The organism is Micromonospora sp. NPDC050276 (assembly GCF_044459545.1).
Taxonomy (GTDB): Bacteria; Actinomycetota; Actinomycetes; order Mycobacteriales; family Micromonosporaceae; genus Micromonospora.
The window spans coordinates 94203-111007 of the sequence record NZ_JBITJA010000016.1 but is presented as its reverse complement, the minus strand read 5'-3'; the positions used below and the strand labels follow the sequence as shown (position 1 = coordinate 111007).

The window sequence follows — 16805 nt, the reverse complement described above, 5'->3', positions numbered from 1 at the left end:
AGGGCACACACCTCGTTACCCCTTGGAGAGCACGATGTCCCTCTCCCCGTCCCGGGTCTTCGTAGAGCTGAACGCTGCTCGACCCCCTGACCAGGCCTCCCCGATGATGGGCACGGCTGTCGTGGTCGGCGGCAGTGTCGCCGGTCTGCTGGCCGCCCGGGTGCTGTCCGACTACGCCGACACCGTCGTCATCATCGACCGGGACGACCCGCAGGTGAGCGGCGCGCGGCCCGGCGTACCCCAGGGGACCCAGCTGCACGCGCTGCTGCCCGGCGGTCTCTTCCAACTGGAGCGACTGTTTCCCGGGTTCCGCGACGAGGCGCTGGCGCGCGGGGCGGTCGAGGCGCCGCCCGCGGCCCGGCGCAACTACCTCGACGGCCGGCTGAAGGTCGTCGTCCCCGACGACGCCGACAGCCTGGCGGGCAGCCGGCCGCTGCTGGAGGGCCTGATCCGTCAGCAGGTGCTTCGACTGCCCAATGTCAAGACGGTCACCGCCCGGGCCACCGGCCTCGTGTTCGACGGCGCCGCGGTCGCCGGAGTCCGCTGCGACGTCGGTGGGGTGCCCGGTGTCGAGCGCGCCGACCTGGTGGTGGATGCCATGGGGCGGTCCAGCAAACTGTCCGACTGGCTGGAGCAGGCCGACTGGGACCGACCGGTCACCCGACGGATGACCGTGCATCTCAACTACGCGACCGCCCTGTTTCGCCGCGCGGAGGTCGCGCCGGCCACGACGGTCGTGTTGGCGCTGCACACCCCGAAGATGGCGATGGACGTGGCCGGCGCCGCGTTCTTCGCCATCGAGGACGGCCGGTGGATGGCCATGATGGCCGGTTACGGCAACGACCGCCCGGGGCGCACCGCGCAGGACTTCGTCCGCCGGCTGCGGGAGCAGTTCCCACCGGAGTTCGGTGCGGTCGCCGACCAGGAGATGCTCGGCGACGTCCAGACCTATCACCACTCCGACAGTCGACGACGGGACTTCCACGCGCTGAAGCGGTTCCCGGCCGGGCTGGTCAGCGTCGGTGACGCCGTCGCGTCGTTCAACCCGGTGTACGGGCAGGGCATGACGGCGGCGGCCCTGCACGCGGCCTGCCTGTCGACGTACCTGCGCTCCGGCCCGGACCTGCGGGCGCCCGCGCGTCACTACCTCGCGCTCCAGAAGGTCGTGGTCGACGCCGCGTGGTCGATCTCGACCTCCGCGGACCTGGCGTTGCCCCACGTCCAGGGCCCCTACCCGCGCGGCTACCGGCTTTCCAGCTGGGCCAGCCGGCAGGTCATCGCGGCGACCGTCACGGACGTGACGACCGCCCGCCGGTTCAACGATGTCGTCTCGATGCGCGAGCACCCGCGTTCGCTGGCCCGGCCCGGCGTGCTTCTGGGCGCCCTGCGCGCCAACCGCCGCGCCCGCTGAGCGGGCAGCCCCCGGCGGCCTCGTCCCGAGGCCGCCGGGCCGGTCCTAGGAGTCCTCTACCAGAAGGCAACCTGCGCGGCCGTCCGCGGACAGAAACGCGAGGGCCACCGGAGCGGCACCGAGGTTGAGATAGAACGGCGTCCAGTTCGTCGCCAGACGCAGAAGTGGCCGCCACGGCCCGCCCGCGGGCCAGTCGTCCGGGTCGAGCGGCAGGACCGTTCCGCCGATCTTGTCGTAGTCGATCGCCTGGGCGTAGCGGTCCTGATCCTCGGACGACAGCGCCAGGTAAGCGTCGGACAAGAGTGGTTCGGGATCCTCGTCGCGAACCAGGTCGACGGTGTACTCCGCGGGTGATCCATCGTCGTGGTAGAGCGTCGGGCCGCTGGCCAGCGGGACGGTTGGCCCGGCGAAGGCGCCGGGCTGGACGACCACGGCGTTCTCGCCTCCGTCAGCGAGGATGACGTCCGGGTCGAACTCGTCGGCATCGCGTCCGTGGTCCCCGTGCGTGACGAAGACATAGGCGAGCCGTCCCGGGCCGTCGCCGACGAGCTCGGGCTCGAGCGTGATCTGGCACAGGAAGCGCATCGGCGTGCCCCAGGCCGCGCTGACCGGCCACTGCGGTGGCCCGAGCCAGGTGGGCTGACCGCCGAACTTGGTGATCGGCTCGGTCACGGGCGTCTCCGCTCGCCGGTAGTCCCCGATTCGCCACACGGCAACCATGGCGCAGGTATGCCCGCTCTAGCGGGGGAGCTTGCGGAGAATGTCGACGACGAAGCGGTGGTCGTCCAGCTGGGGTAGCCCGGAGACACCGACCCAGCCCACCACGCCGGTGCCGCGCACCCGCAGTGGCACCGCGCCCCCGGCCGCCGCGTACCGCGAGGCCGGCAGGCCGAACCGCTCGGCCAGCGTCACCTGCTTGTCCTGGCACAACCGGGCCATGTAGAGCGAGGAATGCTCGAACCGCATCACCACCCGACCCTTGCGGCGCAGCCAGGCGTCGTTGTCCGCCGTCGACCCGGGCAGGCCACAGTGGAACAGCTGCCGCCCGGCCCGCCACACGCCCACCGACACCGGCAGGCGCTGCTCGGTGGCGGCGGCGACCGCGAGCATCCCCAACTCGTACGCGTCGGTCTCGGACAGGCCGGCGAGCTCCAGCTCGCTCTCCTCGCGCAACAGCTCGTCCAGCGTCGGCCACGGTTCACGGTCAACTGACATGTTTTTCTCCTCGTTCAACGGTGGCAATCTCGGTCACCAGGCGCAGGGCGCGTAGTCCTTCAGGAAGCAGCCGTACAGGTCCTCGCCCTGCTCGCCGCGGACGATCGGGTCGTACACCCGGGCCGCGCCGTCGACCAGGTCCAGCGGGGCGTGGAAGCCCTCGTCGGCCAGCCGCATCTTCGTCGGGTGGGGGCGTTCGTCGGTGATCCAGCCGGTGTCGACGCTGGTCATCAGGATCCCGTCGGTCAACATCTCCTGGGCGCTGGTGCGGGTCAGCATGTTCAGCGCGGCCTTGGCCATGTTGGTGTGCGGGTGCCCCGGCCCCTTGTAGCCGCGGCCGAACTGGCCCTCCATCGCCGACACGTTCACCACGTACTTGCGCCGGGCCGGCGCGGCGGCCATCGCCGACCGCAGCCGGCTGACCAGCACGAACGGTGCGGTGACGTTGCACAGTTGCACTTCGAGCAACTCGACCGGGTCCACCTCCTGCACCCGCTGGACCCAGCTGTTGACCGAGTCGAGGTCGGGCACGAGACCCCCGGCGTCGATGGCCGTCGCCGCCGCGATCCGCTCCGGCGAGGCGGAACCGCTGGTGAGGGCCAGCGCGGTCAGCGCGTGCGGGGTGAGTGCGGTCGACTGCGGCCCGGCGCTCAGGCTGCCCACCGGCGTGCCCTGCCCGTCCGGCTTGGCGAACGTGATCAGCTCCGGCAGGGGGCCGTCCGGCAGGGCCGCGGCCTCCGCGGCGATGAGCTGCGCGTACGCCCCGGGGGACCGGCGGACGGTCTGCGCCGCGTTGTTGATCAGGATGTCGAGCGGGCCCTGGCTGCTAACCGAGTCGGCGAGAGCGATCACCTGGGCCGGGTCGCGCAGGTCGATCCCGACGATGCGCAGCCGGTGCAGCCAGTCCCGGCTGTCGGGCATCGCGGCGAACCGGCGGACCGCGTCGTGCGGGAACCGCGTCGTCACCGTCGTGTGCGCGCCGTCGCGCAGCAGCCGCAGCGCGATGTACATGCCGATCTTGGCCCGGCCGCCGGTGAGCAGCGCGCGCCGGCCGGTCAGGTCGGTACGGGCGTCCCGACGCTCCCGGTTGAGCGCGGCGCAGGACGGGCAGAGCTGGTGGTAGAAGGCGTCCACCTCGCGGTAGCGCTGCTTGCAGACGTAGCAGCCGCGCGGGTTGTGCAGGAAGCCCGCCGTCTCGCCCGCCACCGAGGAGGCCAGCGGGATGCCCTGCGTCTCGTCGTCGATCCGCCCCGGAGCGCCGGTGGCGGTGGCCTCGGTCACCGCGCGGTCGGCGGCGAGGATGGCCTCTCGCCGTTCCTCGCGCCGCCGCTGTTTGATCACCTTGTAGAGCCGGGCGGTGGCCCGCTGCACCCGCACCACGTCGGGGTGGTCCGAGGGCAGCGCCTCCAACGCCTCGAAGACGCTGAGGCAGTCCTCCAGCCGGCTTCGGTCAATGCCGCCTTGACCGTTTTCGGTAATGTTGTCCACCGTCATGCGTCGTTGTCTCGTCCCGTATCCCGTGCCGGATCCAGCCGGCCCGCCCCAAGTCCGACCCGAAACGGTACGCGCCCCACGCCCACCGACGCACCTCGCGGCTCTCCGGCTGGGTGTGCGCCGCGCGACGCGGTCAGTCGGCGTCGGCCTGGCCGAGACGCCAGTAGCCCATGAAGGCCACCGCCCGCCGGTCCAGCCCCCGCTCGGCGACCAGGTGCCGGCGCAGGGTACGGATGACGCCAGCCTCCCCGGCCAGCCACGCGTACAGCGGCGCCGCGGCCACCTCCTCCGGCACCTCCCACAGGATCTCGGTGTCCACGTCCACGTTCGGCACGGGCTGGGCGGCCGTCGACGCACCGGGGGCCAGCAACTCGCCGGCCGCGGCGACGACGGCGGGCACCAGCCGGCTGCCGTACCCGTCGGCGCCCCGGGGCAACCAGCGGACCTCGATCCCGGGGGGCGCGACCAGCGGCAACACGTCGGCGGCGTCGGGCACCTCCAGCACGACCGTGCCCCGGGCGTCGAGGGGGAGCCGCTCGCAGATGCTGCCGATCGCCGGCACGGCCGTCTCGTCCCCGGCCAACAGCAGGGTGCCGCCGGCCGAGTGTCGAAACTCGACCCCGCCGTGGTTGCCGTTGTAGCCGGCGTCCGGGCCGACCAGGGCGATCTCGTCGCCGACGCTGACCCGTCGAGCCCAGCGCGTCGCCGGGCCGCTGTCGCCGTGCAGCACCAGGTCGACGTCCACCTCGGCCAGGTGCGGTCGAACAGCCCGCACGGTGTAGGTGCGCACCGGGTTGCGCAGGTGCGCCGGCAGGGCCCGCCACCTCACGTACCAGTCCGCGCCACCCGGGAGGTTCACCCCGCGCTGACCGGGCAGCGGCAGCGCCAGTTTGATCCGCTGGTCGTAACCGTTGTCGGCGAATCGGTCGAGGTCCGCCCCGGTGAAGGTGACCCGGGTGAAGGACGGGCTGAGTCGGCGTACCGCGCGGACGGTGACGGCGAAAACGCGCCACGGGGCAATGGGCAGGGTCTCGGTCATGGTGCCTCTCTCGGCTCGGCCGGTGTCTACCGGGTGGTGCTCGCCACGGCGCGGGACCGCCACAGCAGCCAGACGAAGTACGGGGCGCCGATCATGGCGGTGACCAGGCCGGCGGGGATCTGGGCCGGAGCGATGATCGTCCGTCCGAGGGTGTCGGCGATGCTGACCAGGGCCGCGCCGAGCAGGGCGGCCACCGGGAGCACCCGGGAGTGCCGCCCGCCGACGAGGGCCCGGGCCGCGTGCGGTGCGACCAGGCCGACGAAGCCGATGACCCCGACCGCCGAGACCGCGGTGGAGGTGAGCAGCGCCGCCGCGCCGAGCGCGACCAACCGGGTGCGTTCCAGGCGGACGCCCAGCACCCGGGGGGTGTCGTCGTCCAGCGCCATCAGGTCGAGTTCGCGGCGGGCGGCGACGACGGCCGGGGTGAGCACCAGCAGGGCGATCAGCACCGGCAGCACCTGGGTGGGCATCCGGCCGTAGGTCGAGCCGGACAGCCAGGTCAACGCCTTCCCGGTGTTCCACGGGTCGAAGGCGACGACCAGGTAGGTGATGACCGCCAGGCCGCCCTGCCAGGCGCCGAAACCGATCAGCACGAGACGGTCGGAGCTCAGTCCGCCGCGCCAGGCCAGGCCGTACACCAGCGCGAACGCCACCATCGCGCCGAGCCCGGCGACGCCGGAGACGGCCCACACCCCGGCCAGTGGCACGAACGTGAGCAGGGAGACGGCCCCGAGCCCGGCGCCGGCGGTGATGCCGAGGATGCCGGGCTCGGCCAGCGGATTGCGGCAGACGGCCTGCACGGTGGTGCCGGCGATCGCGAGCGCCGCGCCGGCCAGCACCGCTGCGGCGACACGCGGCCACCGCTGGTCCAGCACAAAGGTGTACGCGGGCCCGGTGCTGCCGTTGATCCAGTTGGCCAGGTCACCGAGCAGCACCCAGGTGTCGCCGGCGAGCATGCCGACCGCCACGGCCGTGACGGTCACCACGGCGGTGACGGCGAGAACGCCTCGGTGGAAGGCGGCGGAGCGGACGGCCGCGTGCCCGCCGGGCGGACGGCGGGTGGGGCCCGCGTCGCGGTGCCGGCGGGCCAGCCAGATGAGGATCGCCGCGCCGAACAGGGTGGTGACCACGCCGGTGGGGATGTCGACCCCGGCCTGCCCGCCCAGCACGGCCCGCAGCAGCACGTCGGAGCCGAGCACGATGATGACCCCGGCGATGCCGGACAGCGGCAGCAGGATGCGGTGCCGGTGCACCCCCGGCACCACGGGGGCGAGCAGTCGGACGATCACCGGGGCGCACAGGCCGACGAAGCCGACCGGTCCGGTGAGGGTGACGGCCGCGGCGGAGAGCAGCACAGCGAGGACCATGACGGTGAGCCGGGTGCGCCGCACGTCGAGGCCGAGCACGGTGGCGGTGTCGTCGCCGAGGGCGAGGATGTCGAGGCGGTGCCCGAGCAGCACCAGCGCGACGACGGCACCGACGATCACCGGGGCGAGTTGGGTCAGCGCGGTGAGGTCGCTCTGCACCAGCGAGCCGTTCCCCCAGGCGAACAGACCGATGGTGGCCTGCTCGAACAGGAGCAGCAGCAGGGTGGTCACCGATCCGAGCGCCAGCGCGGTCGCCGAGCCGGCGAGGATCAGCCGGGTGGTGCCGGCCTGCCCGCCGGAGGACATCGCCATCACCAGGCCGGCGGCGGCCAGCCCTCCGCAGAAGGCGAGGCCGCCGGCGGGCAGCGCGGGCAGCGAGACGCCGAACGCGGCGACGGCGACGATCGCCAGGTGGGCGCCCGCGTTGACCGCGAGAGTGTCGGGGGAGGCGAGCGGGTTGCGGGCGATCGACTGCAACGCCGCCCCGGCGAACCCGAGCGCCACGCCGATGGCCAGCCCGGCGAGCAGCCGGGGCAACCGGGAGGCGATCAGGACGCGGGCCGCCTCGTCGTCGGCGCCGGTCGCGAGCCGCAGCAGGTCGAGGGCGCCGACGTTCGAGGTGCCCTGGGTGAGGTGCACCGCGCCCACCACGAGCAGCAGCAGGATCGCGGCGACGAAGACACCGGCGACGCGGGGCACGGCCTGGCGTCCGCCCGGAGCCGGCCGGGTGGCCGGCTCCGGGCGTGGGGGTGCGCTCAGCACGCTCACACCGCGTACGTCTTGACGAGTTCGTCGATGTACTGCTTGCCGGAGAGCGGACCGCCGAAGGTCCAGATGCCGTTGGGCATCTTGTGCAGGTTGCCCTTCTGCACGAAGGGCAGCGACTTCCAGATGGCGTTGCTGGCCAGCCCGTCGGCGAACACGTCGTCACCGTCGGAGGCGTTGTAGAAGAGGCGCAGGTTCGGATCCTTGAGGACCGTCATGCCCTCGACGTCGGTCTGACCGAGGCCCCACACCTCGTCGGTCTTGCCGGTCCAGGCGTTGGTGAGGCCGAGCTGGATGCCGATCTGGGAGACGAGGGCGCCCGGTCCGAACATCCGGATGCTGACGGTGCTGCCCTCCTTCCAGCCGTCGGCGATGGCGAACGGGCGGCCGGTGGCTCCCGCGTCGGCGATCTTCTTCTTGCCGTCGGCGATGGCCGCGTCGAAGTCGGCGAGCAGCTTCTCCGCCTCGGTGGTCTTGCCGACGGCCTTCGCGATCATGTTGAGGTCCGTGCGCATCCGGCCGAGGTTGTCGGTGGCGTCACTGCCCTTGGCCACCACGACCGGGGCGTACTTCTCCAGCTGACTGACCATGTTCGCGCCCCGGTCGTCCTCCATCACGATGAGGTCGGGCTGGAGGGCGACGATCGAGTCGACGCTGGGCTCGCCACGGTTGCCGACATCCTTGACGCCCGGGTCGAGCTTCGCGGAGGTGACCCAGGTGCCGTAGCCCTTCGGGTCGGCCACGCCGACGGGCATGACGCCCAGGCTGACCAGCATCTCGACCTCGCCCCACTCGAGCCCGACGACCTTGGTCGCCGGGGCCTTGAGGGTGATCTCCTTGCCCCGACTGTCGGTGACGGTGACCGGGCCGCCGGCCGTCGAGGCGGAGGTGTCGGGGGCTGCGGCGTTCTCGGTGGTGCCGCAGGCGCCGAGCGTCAGCGCGGCCACGACGGCGATGAGGGCGGTGAAACGGGTACGGGTCATGACGGTCTTTCTCTGCTGTGGATGGGGGTGTTCAGACCAGGGCGCGGATCTGGTGCCGCCCGACGGGGCGGGTGGTGACCAGTCCGCTGACCGGATCGGTGGTCACCTCGATGCGGATCCCGTAGGTCTCGGTGAGGGCGTCCTCGGTGAACACCGTTGCCGGGGTGCCGGTGGCGCGGACCCGACCCTGGTGCAACAGGACCACCTCGTCCGCGACGGCGGCTGCCTGGTTGAGGTCGTGCAGCACGACGCCCACGGCGACGCCGTGGTCGTTCGCGAGGTCACGGACCAGGTCGAGGATCTCTACCTGGTAGCGCAGGTCGAGAAACGTGGTGGGTTCGTCGAGCAGCAACACCGGAGTGTCCTGGGCCAGGCAGGTGGCCAGCCAGACCCGCTGCAACTCTCCTCCGGAGAGTTCGTCGACGGGACGCTCGGCCATCGCGGCGACACCGGTGACGTCCATGGCGCGGTCGATGGCGGCGGGTCCGTCCGGATCCTCGGTGCGCCAACGCCCCCGGTAGGGGTGTCGGCCGTAGCTCACGACATCACGGACGGTGACCCCGCTGGGCACCGGCCGGCTCTGGGCGAGCAGCGTGACCCGGCGGGCGAACTCGCGGGCCGCAAGGCTCGCGGCCGTGACGCCGTCGGCGAGGTGAACCGTGCCCGCCTCGATCGGATGCAGCCGGGCCAGGGCCCGCAGCAGCGTGGACTTGCCGCTGCCGTTGGGCCCCACGAGCGCGGTCACCGCGCCCGCACGGAGGTTGATCACGGCACCGTGCACCACCGGCACCCCGTGATAGCCCAGACGGAGGTCGACGCCGGACAGGCTGCGCTCCCCGTTGACCGACGCCAACTCGCTCTGCATGAGGTTAGGCTAACCTAACTGATTGGCGGCCTGTCAAGCCGGTCACGCAGCCCTGACCGGCCGCTAGGACCGGCGGTCGTCGAGTCCGCAGCCGGGTGGGGGATGCTAAGTCCGTGCAGATCGCGACCCTCGGCCCACTCGCCGTCGACGGCCAACCCGTTCGGGGTGAACGGCTCGCGGCGGTGCTCCGCGCGCTCATCGACGCGCGCGGGCGGGTGGTCTCCGTGAGCCTGCTCGTGGACGCCGTCTGGGACGGCGCGCCGCCCGACGACGCGACCGGCGCCGTCCAGGCGCTCGTGTCCAGAGTGCGCCGTCTCGGGTTACCCGTGGTCTCGGTGCCGGGCGGATACCGGCTGCCCGCCGAGGAGATCACCGTCGACGCGGTCGAGGCGCGCGCGCTCGTCGACCGGGCGCGCGGCGTGCTCCAGTGCCGTGACGTCCGGGGCGCCCGCGGCCTGGCCGATCAGGCACGTGCCCTGTTCCCCGAGGTGCCAGAGCTGGTCACCGTCGAGGACACCCGCCTGTTCGCGGAGGTCACCGCGCTGCGCGCGCAGGCGGCACTCGCCGGCGTGGGCCCGTTCGACGAGGCCGACCTGCGGCGACTCGTCGCGCGTACACCGCCGGACGAGCCGTCCGCCGCCCTGCTCGTCCGGGTGCTCGCCGCCCAGGGGCGGGAGGCCGAGGCGCTGGACCTGGTCGAGCGACTGCGCGCCGACCTGGCCGACCGGTACGGCGCCGACCCGTCACCCGTGATCACCGACGTTCACCTGGCGCTGCTGCGCGGCGAACTCACCGCCCCACCCGTCGCGGCACCGCCCCGGCCACCGGCGCGGATCACGCTGCCCGCCGCGTGGCGTCGTCCCATGGCCGCCCTCGTCGGACGGGAGCGCGACGTCGAGGCCGTCACCGACGCCCTCGCCGAGACACCTGTGGTGACGATCGTGGCGACCGGCGGGGCGGGCAAGACCCGCCTCGCCGCCGAGGTGGCGAGGCGCACGGCGGCGGCCGGTCAGGCGGTACGCGTGATCGAACTCGCTGGCCTGCGCTCGCCCGACGAGGTGCTGCCCACCGTGCTCGCCGCGCTCGGCGGTGCGGACACCACCGCGACCGGTGCCAACCTCGGTCTGGAACGACGGGTCCTCAGCCCCGAGGAGCGGCTGCGCGCCGTGGCGCCGGACCTGGACGGGCTGGTGGTGCTGGACAACTGCGAGCACGTGCTCGACGCGGTGGCCGTCGTCGTCGCCGACCTGGTCGCGGTGGCCTCGCCGGAGGTCGCGGTGCTCGCGACGAGCCGCGCCCCACTGGGCCTGGTCGGCGAACTGGTGCACCGCCTGACCGCGCTGCCGGACGCCGACGCGCTCGCGCTGGTCGAGTCCCGGGCGCGGGCCGGTGGTGCGGTGCCGACCTGGGACACCGAGCGGGCGCTCGCCCTGTGCCACCGGCTCGACAACCTGCCGTTGGCGCTCGAACTGGCCGCCGCGCGACTGCGGCACATGCCGATCGACGACGTGCTCGCCGGGCTGACCGACCGGTTCGCGCTGCTCGACGACGCCCTGCGCGGCCTGCCCGAGCGGCACGCGAGCCTGTGGGCGTTGGTCGACTGGAGCCGGGAACTGCTCGCCGAGGACGACCGCGAGCTGCTGCAGCGGGTCGCGGTCATTCCCGCGCCGTTCACCGCGGACCTCGCCGCCGCCGTCGCGCAGACTTCGGACGTGCGTCGCGGCCTGGCGACCCTCGTGGAACAGTCGCTGTTGACCCTGGTCGAGGGGGACGGTCCGCCGCGCTACCGGATGCTCGAAACGGTCCGGGAGTACGGCGAGGCCCGGCTGGACGCCGTCGGCGCCCGGGGTCAGGCGATGGCCGGCCTGGTCAGGTGGGCGCGGGAGCAGGCCGTGGCACTCGTCAGCCGCTTCATCGGCCCCGAACAGGTCGAGGCACTGCACCGCTGCGCGGCCGAGCAGGACAACCTGGTCGCCGGCCTGCGGTGGGCAATGGGAGAGGACGACGAGCCCGCCTCGGTCGACGTCGCCACCGCGCTGTTCCACCTCTGGTCGGTGCGCGGCCTGCACCTTGAGGTCCTCGCCTGGGCGCGCGGGCTGCTGCACATCGACAACCCGCAGCTGCGGCTGCGGTCGGCGATCCTGCGCGGCGGTGCCAGCGGCCGACCACTGCCCAACGCCGACCGACTCGCCTGGACGTGTGTGGTGATCAGCGTGAACGCCGGCATCAGCGCCGACCTGCGGCCTGCCGTGCTCGCCCGCCGGGCCCTGCGGACGCTCCAGGCCGAACGGCCCGCCGAGGTGTCGCCCCGGCTGACCGCTCTCGCGTCGGCGTTGCCCGGCTTCGACGCGTCCGATCTGGAGCAGAGCTTGAAGAGCGCGACCGACTTGGTCGCACACCCGGACCCGTACGTGCAGGGGCTCGGGCTGTTCGCGCGCGCGGCGGTACGGGAGAACGGCGGCCAGCCGGAGGCGTCGATCAGTGACGCCGAGCAGGCGTACCACCGCTTCGAGGTTGTCGGCGACCACTGGGGCATGGCGATGGCGGCAGGTGCCGTCGGGCAGTTCCTGGTCCCGGGCGCAGATGCCCGGTCGGCCGAGTGGCTGACCCGCAGCGTACAACACATGGAACTGGTCGGCGCCGCGCAGGACGCGCGGTCGATCCGGCTCCGGCTGGACGTGCAGCTCGCCCTCGCCGGGGACGCGGAGGCGGAACGGCGACTGGGCGAGACGGCCACACCGGGCCAGGCCGAGCAGGTGGACGCAGCGCAGGCGCTGCTCGGCCTGGCGCACCTCGCCTGGCAGCGCGGGCGCTACGACGAGGCGCTCGCCCACATCGACGAGATGACCCGGATCCTCGCCGGCTGGGCTGGGCCGCAGCCACAGCCGCGCGTGATGCTCCGGGCCGCGGCGGCGGTCCTCTGCCTGCGGGTGGCCCAGGCACGGCCGGTGCCGGGAAGCGACGCCGCCGGCCAGGCGGCCGCGATGCTGTCGCTCACCCGCGACGACGCGCTGACCTCACGGGACCTGCCGGTGATCGGGGCGTGGGCGTCGGGCGGCGCGGAACTCGCGGCGTACCGGGATGACGTCGGCACCGCCCGCGAACTGTCCGTACTCGCGAAGCGGATCGGCACCCACATCGAGATGTTCTTCCCCACCGGGAGCAGCGAACGGCTCAACGCCATCCTCGGCGACGAGGAAGAGCGTGAGCCGTTGCTGACCGTGTGGCGCGAGCGGCCGCCCGCCGCGGCCATCAGCCGGATCCGCGAGCTGATGGACGACCTGCTCGCCTGATTCAGATCTTCTTGCGGTACGCCCGCAGTGCCAGCGGCATGAACAGCGCCACGAAGCCGGCGCACCAGGCGAGCGTCCACCAGACGTGGTTGCCGAGCGGGGTGCCGAGGAACAGCCCGCGTACCGATGCCACCAGGTGCGTCATCGGGTTGACCTCCACGAACGCCTGCATCCAGCCCGGCAGGGTGTCGGCGCCGACGAACACGTTGGAGGCGAAGCTCAGCGGCATGATCAACGCGAACATCACACCCTGCACGGCACCCGCGGTCCGCACCTTCATCGACACGAGCACCGGCAGCCAGCTCAGGCAGAGCGCGAACAGCACCGCGAGCAGACACCCGGCGATCGCCCGGAACAGGTCGGTTTCGATCCGGAAACCCATCACGTAGCCGATCGCGAGGGTCGAGACGGTGACGATGACATACCGGACGACGTCGCCGAGGACCGCGCCGACAAGTGGTGCGGAGCGGGGGATCGGCAACGACCGGAACCGGTCGAAGATGCCCTTGGCGATGTCGGTGTTGAGGTTGACGCCGATCGCGATGGCGCCGGTCGCGATCGTCTGCGCCAGGATGCCGGGCAGGAGGAACTGCAGGTAGTCGTGGGTCGATCCGGCGACGGCGCCGCCGAAGACGTACACGAAGATGATGAGGAACAGCACCGGCTGCAGGGTGACGTCGATGAGCGCCTCGGGCGTACGCCAGGTTTTGATGAGGCTGCGCTTGGCGAGCGCCAACGAGTGCCGGACCAACCTGAACGGTCGGGGGTGCGGGGTGGTTGTCGACAGCCCGCGGTTTCTCGTCGGTGCCGTGTCGATCAGGGTGCTCATGCCGCGACCTCCGTGGGGCGGGTGGTGTCGTCTTCGGATGCCGTACGCCCGGTGAGGGTGAAGAACACCTCGTCGAGGCTCGGCAGGTGCAGGGAGAGTTCGGTGACCGCGATGCCGGCCGTGGCGAACCGGGCGACGCTCTCGGTCAGCGCCGTGTCGTCGGTGACCGGCACCGCCAGCACACCCTTGCGGATCTCGTCGGCCTGGGCGCCGGAGCCGACCTGGGTCAGGATCTCCGCCGTGCGGGGCAACTGCGCGGGATCGGACGGTCGGACCTCCAGGGTCTGCCCGCCGACCACCCGCTTGAGCCCCTCCGGGGTGTCGTGCGCGATGACCCGGCCGTGGTCGATCACCGTGATCGCGTCGGCGAGCGCCTCGGCCTCCTCCAGGTACTGCGTGGTGAGCAGCACCGTCGAGCCGTTGTTGACCAGTGAGCGGACGACGTCCCACATGTCCTCGCGCTTGGCCGGGTCGAGTCCGGTGGTCGGCTCGTCCAGGAAGATCACATCGGGCGAGCCGACGAGGCTGGCCGCCAGGTCCAGCCGCCGCCGCATGCCGCCGGAGTAGGTCTTGGCCGGCCGGTTCGCGGCGTCGGTCAGGTCGAACCAGTCGAGCAGTTCGGCGGCCCGCCGCCGGGATCCGACGCGCCCCAGCTCCAGCAGGGTGCCGAACAGCTCCAGGTTCTGCCGCCCGGTCAGGTCCTCGTCGACCGAGGCGTACTGGCCGGTGAGACCGATGCTCTGCCGGACGCGCTCGGCGTCCCGTACCACGTCGAAACCGCTGATTCGGGCGGTTCCGCCGTCCGGGGTGAGCAGGGTGGAGAGGATGCGAACGGCGGTGGTCTTGCCGGCGCCGTTGGGGCCGAGCACCCCGAGCACCGTCCCGCGCGGTACGGCGAGGTCCACGCCCTGTAGCGCCCTCGTCTTCCCAAACGTCTTCACGAGGCCCTCGGCCTCGATCACCAGGTCAGCTGTCATGCGCCCAGTCTGCTCGGGCCCGCTGACACCGCCCTGACACGCCACCGACACGGGCCGACACGGGCTACGAAATCCGTCTGGCTACGTCGGAAGCCACGATCCGCTCATGCGAGATGGATCAGGTAGTCCAGCTCAACGCGGTCAGACCGCATCACGATGTGCGCGACCTCGGCTACCCAGTCGTTCACGTAGGTCTGTCTGGTGATGACGATTACGGGCACTCCACCCGGGATGCGCAGCGCCTCGGTCTCGTCCGGGGTCGGCATCCTCCAGGCGGGACGTTCGCGAATGCTGGTGACGGTGTGCCCAAGACTGTAGAGCTGCGACGTGTTGCCACCAGGCCAAGGCTCATTCTCAGGGTCGGCTACTGGGGTGCCGGCGACCATGTCCAGCAACAGGCGTGAGACGGACATCTGTTGCGGAACGCCGTGGGTGCGGAAAAGGAAGTGACGTTCGAGGAGCATCGTCCCCGGCTCCACGTTGAACAGCTCGGCCACTGCCGCAGTGGCTGGCACCTCCCGGAAGTCCTTGTCCAAGGTGTAGGCCGACCACTTCACCTGCTGATCGGCCGTGAACGACGTGCCAAGCTCGCCACTCCGGACCTGCTCCAGCTCTTTGCGGTACCGCTCTGAGGCCACCCGGCGCACGGGCACGATCGGACGCGCGTAGGTGCCGCGTCCTACCTCCGTCAGCACCAAGCCTTCGGAGCGCAGCAACGCCAGAGCTTCACGAACGGTTCCACGGGCGACTGAGAAGTCAGCCATCAACGTCGACTCACTGGGCAGCAATGACCCAGGCGGGATAGCGCCAGCCTCGATGCGGCGACGTAGCTCGTCGGCCACCTGGCGATATCGACGGGGCTGCTGGTGCGGGGTAGGCACGTTCGTCACCGTACTCCCGATCTTGCCGGAACGTCCTCCGTGCCACGACACGACGGCACCTGTCTAGACAGGTTGCATAGACAGGGATAACGTAGCAGTGGGACCGGTACGGAGAGTGATCTAGGGGTAGGCGCCCGTGCCGGTCTCTCGAAACGAGGGAAGGCCCCCGTGCGCCGATGGAAGTGGTTCCAGCGACCTGATGAGCCGGTCGATGTGGTCGAACGCTCCGCTGCCCAGGCCGTAGCTTGCGGCTCTCCTGCACCGCCTCGGGAGCCGGAGGAGACGACCACCCGGAGACAGTTACTCAAGCGCCGCAACCGGCAGAGCGGCCGACATGATGCTTGAGCAGCCTCGTCCGGAACCCCCGTTCACCGTGATCATGGCTGGGTTCGTCGTCGACCTCCACAATCGCGCCACGTGCCCGCGCTGCCAGCCTGATGGCTGCCCGAAGCTGAGGGCTGCCGGGCTGACGTTGAAGGTGTGGCGTATTAGGAAGCCGGCATGAAGGCAGGTGACATGCTGCGGCTGGACCGCGCCGTCAGTGTTCAGTTCATCCGCCCCATCACCGTACGAGTCATCAGGGTTCTTGACTGGATCACCTACGACGGATGGGCCTGGATCGACTGCTACCAGCTCGGTCCGAGCGGTGACGCCGTCGCGCGGCGCGCGCTGTTCATCCAGCCGGCGCGAGTGCGGTACCTACCGCCTGCACTGGTCCAGGGGTGCCAGGCACGGACGCAGGCCGGCCGGGCTCCCTTGCGGGGAGCCCGGCCGGTGCGGTCGAGGCCGTCCTAGAGCTGCCCGGCGCGCAACGGGGGGCGTGCTGCGGCGGGGGAGGTACGAACGGCGCGACCGCGCTCCGCGCGGTGGTCCGCCTGCTCAGCTCGGTAGGCGGCCCCGCGTGGAGACGAAGTGGTACGACATGACGGCGAACCCGGGATCGCGGACCAGCCGCCGGAAGGCGTTCAGTTGACTGGGCGACAATCCCGCGGCCAACAGATCCGGCTCCAACTGGCGGGAGTTGGTCTCGTACAGGGACGTTCCGGTCGACCCACCGGCCCAGCTCTGCGAGTGGGTGATGGTGTCCACCTCGGTCAGACCGGCGAGGGCCATTTCGGTGTGCACGTCCTGCGCCCACCCGAGATCGGCGCCGTGGTCCTCCAGGACACCCATCATGGCGTCCATGACCTGCGCGAAGAGCTTCGCGGCATCGTCGGTGGGTGCGGTCAGCACCCGCTGCGGCGCGGTGCAGTCGAACTCCTCGACCACCAGCCACCCGCCGGGCGCCAGCGCGCCGGTGAGGGTGCGCAGGACCCGTCGTCGATCGGGGAGGTGCAGCAGCACCAGCCGGGCGTGGATCAGGTCGAACGCGTCCCCGGGCGGTGGTTCGGTGCGCACGTCGTGCTGGCGTACGTGCAGGTTGCCCTCGGCCACGAGGTGGGTGGGGTCGATGTCGGTGGCCAGCACGTGACCGTCGTCGCCGACCGCGCGGGCGATCCGCCGGGCCATCGAGCCGCCCCCCGCCCCGACCTCCCAGCAGGTCGCGCCCGGTTGCAGCACCGGGCGGGCCAGCCGACGCGTCGTGATCGGATCCAGGAAGGACTCCAGCGCGTGCATCTGGGGAACAGCGTCGGGTGCGCCGTTGTCGAACGTGTACGTGTCGTCGCTCGTCGCGGTTGCCATCGG

The 16805-nt window shown here is 71.8% G+C and carries 13 protein-coding genes; 2 read left to right on the top strand and 11 right to left on the bottom strand.

Features of this window, described 5'->3' with window-relative positions:
- Nucleotides 1-34: 34 nt before the first annotated feature.
- Nucleotides 35-1411, top strand: coding sequence for an FAD-dependent oxidoreductase (locus ACIBF8_RS27600; protein ID WP_396786828.1), 1377 nt, complete (start codon nt 35-37; stop codon nt 1409-1411).
- Nucleotides 1412-1456: 45 nt separating this feature from the next.
- On the opposite strand, the gene ACIBF8_RS27595 is transcribed toward ACIBF8_RS27600, so the two are convergent.
- From ACIBF8_RS27595 to ACIBF8_RS27565, 7 genes are all read right to left on the bottom strand, one after another.
- The gene (locus ACIBF8_RS27595) at nt 1457-2083 is read right to left on the bottom strand and encodes a hypothetical protein (RefSeq protein ID WP_396786827.1); all 627 of its coding nucleotides are present in this window, start codon (nt 2081-2083) and stop codon (nt 1457-1459) included.
- 66 nt (nt 2084-2149) lie between these two features.
- The gene (locus ACIBF8_RS27590; protein WP_396786826.1) at nt 2150-2626 is read right to left on the bottom strand and encodes a heme-degrading domain-containing protein; all 477 of its coding nucleotides are present in this window, start codon (nt 2624-2626) and stop codon (nt 2150-2152) included.
- A 33-nt stretch (nt 2627-2659) separates the two neighbouring features.
- Nucleotides 2660-4120, bottom strand: coding sequence for an SDR family NAD(P)-dependent oxidoreductase (locus ACIBF8_RS27585; protein WP_396786825.1), 1461 nt, complete (start codon nt 4118-4120; stop codon nt 2660-2662).
- 133 nt (nt 4121-4253) lie between these two features.
- Nucleotides 4254-5159 (bottom strand): siderophore-interacting protein, encoded by a 906-nt coding sequence (locus ACIBF8_RS27580; protein WP_396786824.1) that lies wholly within the window; start codon nt 5157-5159, stop codon nt 4254-4256.
- A gap of 26 nt (nt 5160-5185) precedes the next feature.
- Nucleotides 5186-7285 carry an iron ABC transporter permease gene (locus ACIBF8_RS27575; protein ID WP_396786860.1) on the bottom strand — a complete coding sequence of 700 codons (2100 nt, stop codon included), beginning with the start codon at nt 7283-7285 and terminating at the stop codon, nt 5186-5188.
- Nucleotides 7286-7290: 5 nt separating this feature from the next.
- The gene (locus tag ACIBF8_RS27570) at nt 7291-8274 is read right to left on the bottom strand and encodes an ABC transporter substrate-binding protein (protein WP_396786823.1); all 984 of its coding nucleotides are present in this window, start codon (nt 8272-8274) and stop codon (nt 7291-7293) included.
- Between the two features lie 31 nt (nt 8275-8305).
- Nucleotides 8306-9139: an ABC transporter ATP-binding protein gene (locus ACIBF8_RS27565; protein ID WP_396786822.1), complete on the bottom strand. Its 834-nt coding sequence runs from the start codon at nt 9137-9139 to the stop codon at nt 8306-8308.
- Nucleotides 9140-9252: 113 nt separating this feature from the next.
- On the opposite strand from ACIBF8_RS27565, the gene ACIBF8_RS27560 reads away from it, so the two are divergent.
- Entirely contained in the window at nt 9253-12432 is a 3180-nt protein-coding gene (locus ACIBF8_RS27560; protein ID WP_396786821.1) for a BTAD domain-containing putative transcriptional regulator, read from the top strand.
- 1 nt (nt 12433) lies between these two features.
- On the opposite strand, the gene ACIBF8_RS27555 is transcribed toward ACIBF8_RS27560, so the two are convergent.
- The 4 genes from ACIBF8_RS27555 to ACIBF8_RS27540 all read right to left on the bottom strand — a co-directional run bounded on the left by ACIBF8_RS27555 (nt 12434) and on the right by ACIBF8_RS27540 (nt 16802).
- Complete coding sequence (locus tag ACIBF8_RS27555) at nt 12434-13261, bottom strand: ABC transporter permease (protein ID WP_396786820.1); 828 nt, start codon at nt 13259-13261, stop codon at nt 12434-12436.
- Nucleotides 13258-14238 carry an ATP-binding cassette domain-containing protein gene (locus tag ACIBF8_RS27550; RefSeq protein ID WP_396786819.1) on the bottom strand — a complete coding sequence of 327 codons (981 nt, stop codon included), beginning with the start codon at nt 14236-14238 and terminating at the stop codon, nt 13258-13260. The genes ACIBF8_RS27555 and ACIBF8_RS27550 overlap by 4 nt, the downstream gene beginning before the upstream one ends.
- Nucleotides 14239-14342: 104 nt before the next feature.
- A complete protein-coding gene (locus ACIBF8_RS27545; protein WP_396786818.1) occupies nt 14343-15119 on the bottom strand; it encodes a GntR family transcriptional regulator in 777 nt (258 codons plus the stop codon).
- 879 nt (nt 15120-15998) lie between these two features.
- Complete coding sequence (locus tag ACIBF8_RS27540) at nt 15999-16802, bottom strand: class I SAM-dependent methyltransferase (protein WP_396786817.1); 804 nt, start codon at nt 16800-16802, stop codon at nt 15999-16001.
- Nucleotides 16803-16805 lie beyond the last annotated feature (3 nt).

Bases quoted from the DNA above. Each gene is read 5' to 3' on its own strand.
- ACIBF8_RS27600 (WP_396786828.1), top strand. From the start codon at position 35: ATGTCCCTCTCCCCGTCCCGGGTCTTCGTAGAGCTGAACGCTGCTCGA.
- ACIBF8_RS27590 (WP_396786826.1), bottom strand. From the start codon at position 2,626: ATGTCAGTTGACCGTGAACCGTGGCCGACGCTGGACGAGCTGTTGCGC.
- ACIBF8_RS27585 (WP_396786825.1), bottom strand. From the start codon at position 4,120: ATGACGGTGGACAACATTACCGAAAACGGTCAAGGCGGCATTGACCGA.
- ACIBF8_RS27580 (WP_396786824.1), bottom strand. From the start codon at position 5,159: ATGACCGAGACCCTGCCCATTGCCCCGTGGCGCGTTTTCGCCGTCACC.
- ACIBF8_RS27570 (WP_396786823.1), bottom strand. From the start codon at position 8,274: ATGACCCGTACCCGTTTCACCGCCCTCATCGCCGTCGTGGCCGCGCTG.
- ACIBF8_RS27565 (WP_396786822.1), bottom strand. From the start codon at position 9,139: ATGCAGAGCGAGTTGGCGTCGGTCAACGGGGAGCGCAGCCTGTCCGGC.
- ACIBF8_RS27555 (WP_396786820.1), bottom strand. From the start codon at position 13,261: ATGAGCACCCTGATCGACACGGCACCGACGAGAAACCGCGGGCTGTCG.
- ACIBF8_RS27550 (WP_396786819.1), bottom strand. From the start codon at position 14,238: ATGACAGCTGACCTGGTGATCGAGGCCGAGGGCCTCGTGAAGACGTTT.
- ACIBF8_RS27540 (WP_396786817.1), bottom strand. From the start codon at position 16,802: ATGGCAACCGCGACGAGCGACGACACGTACACGTTCGACAACGGCGCA.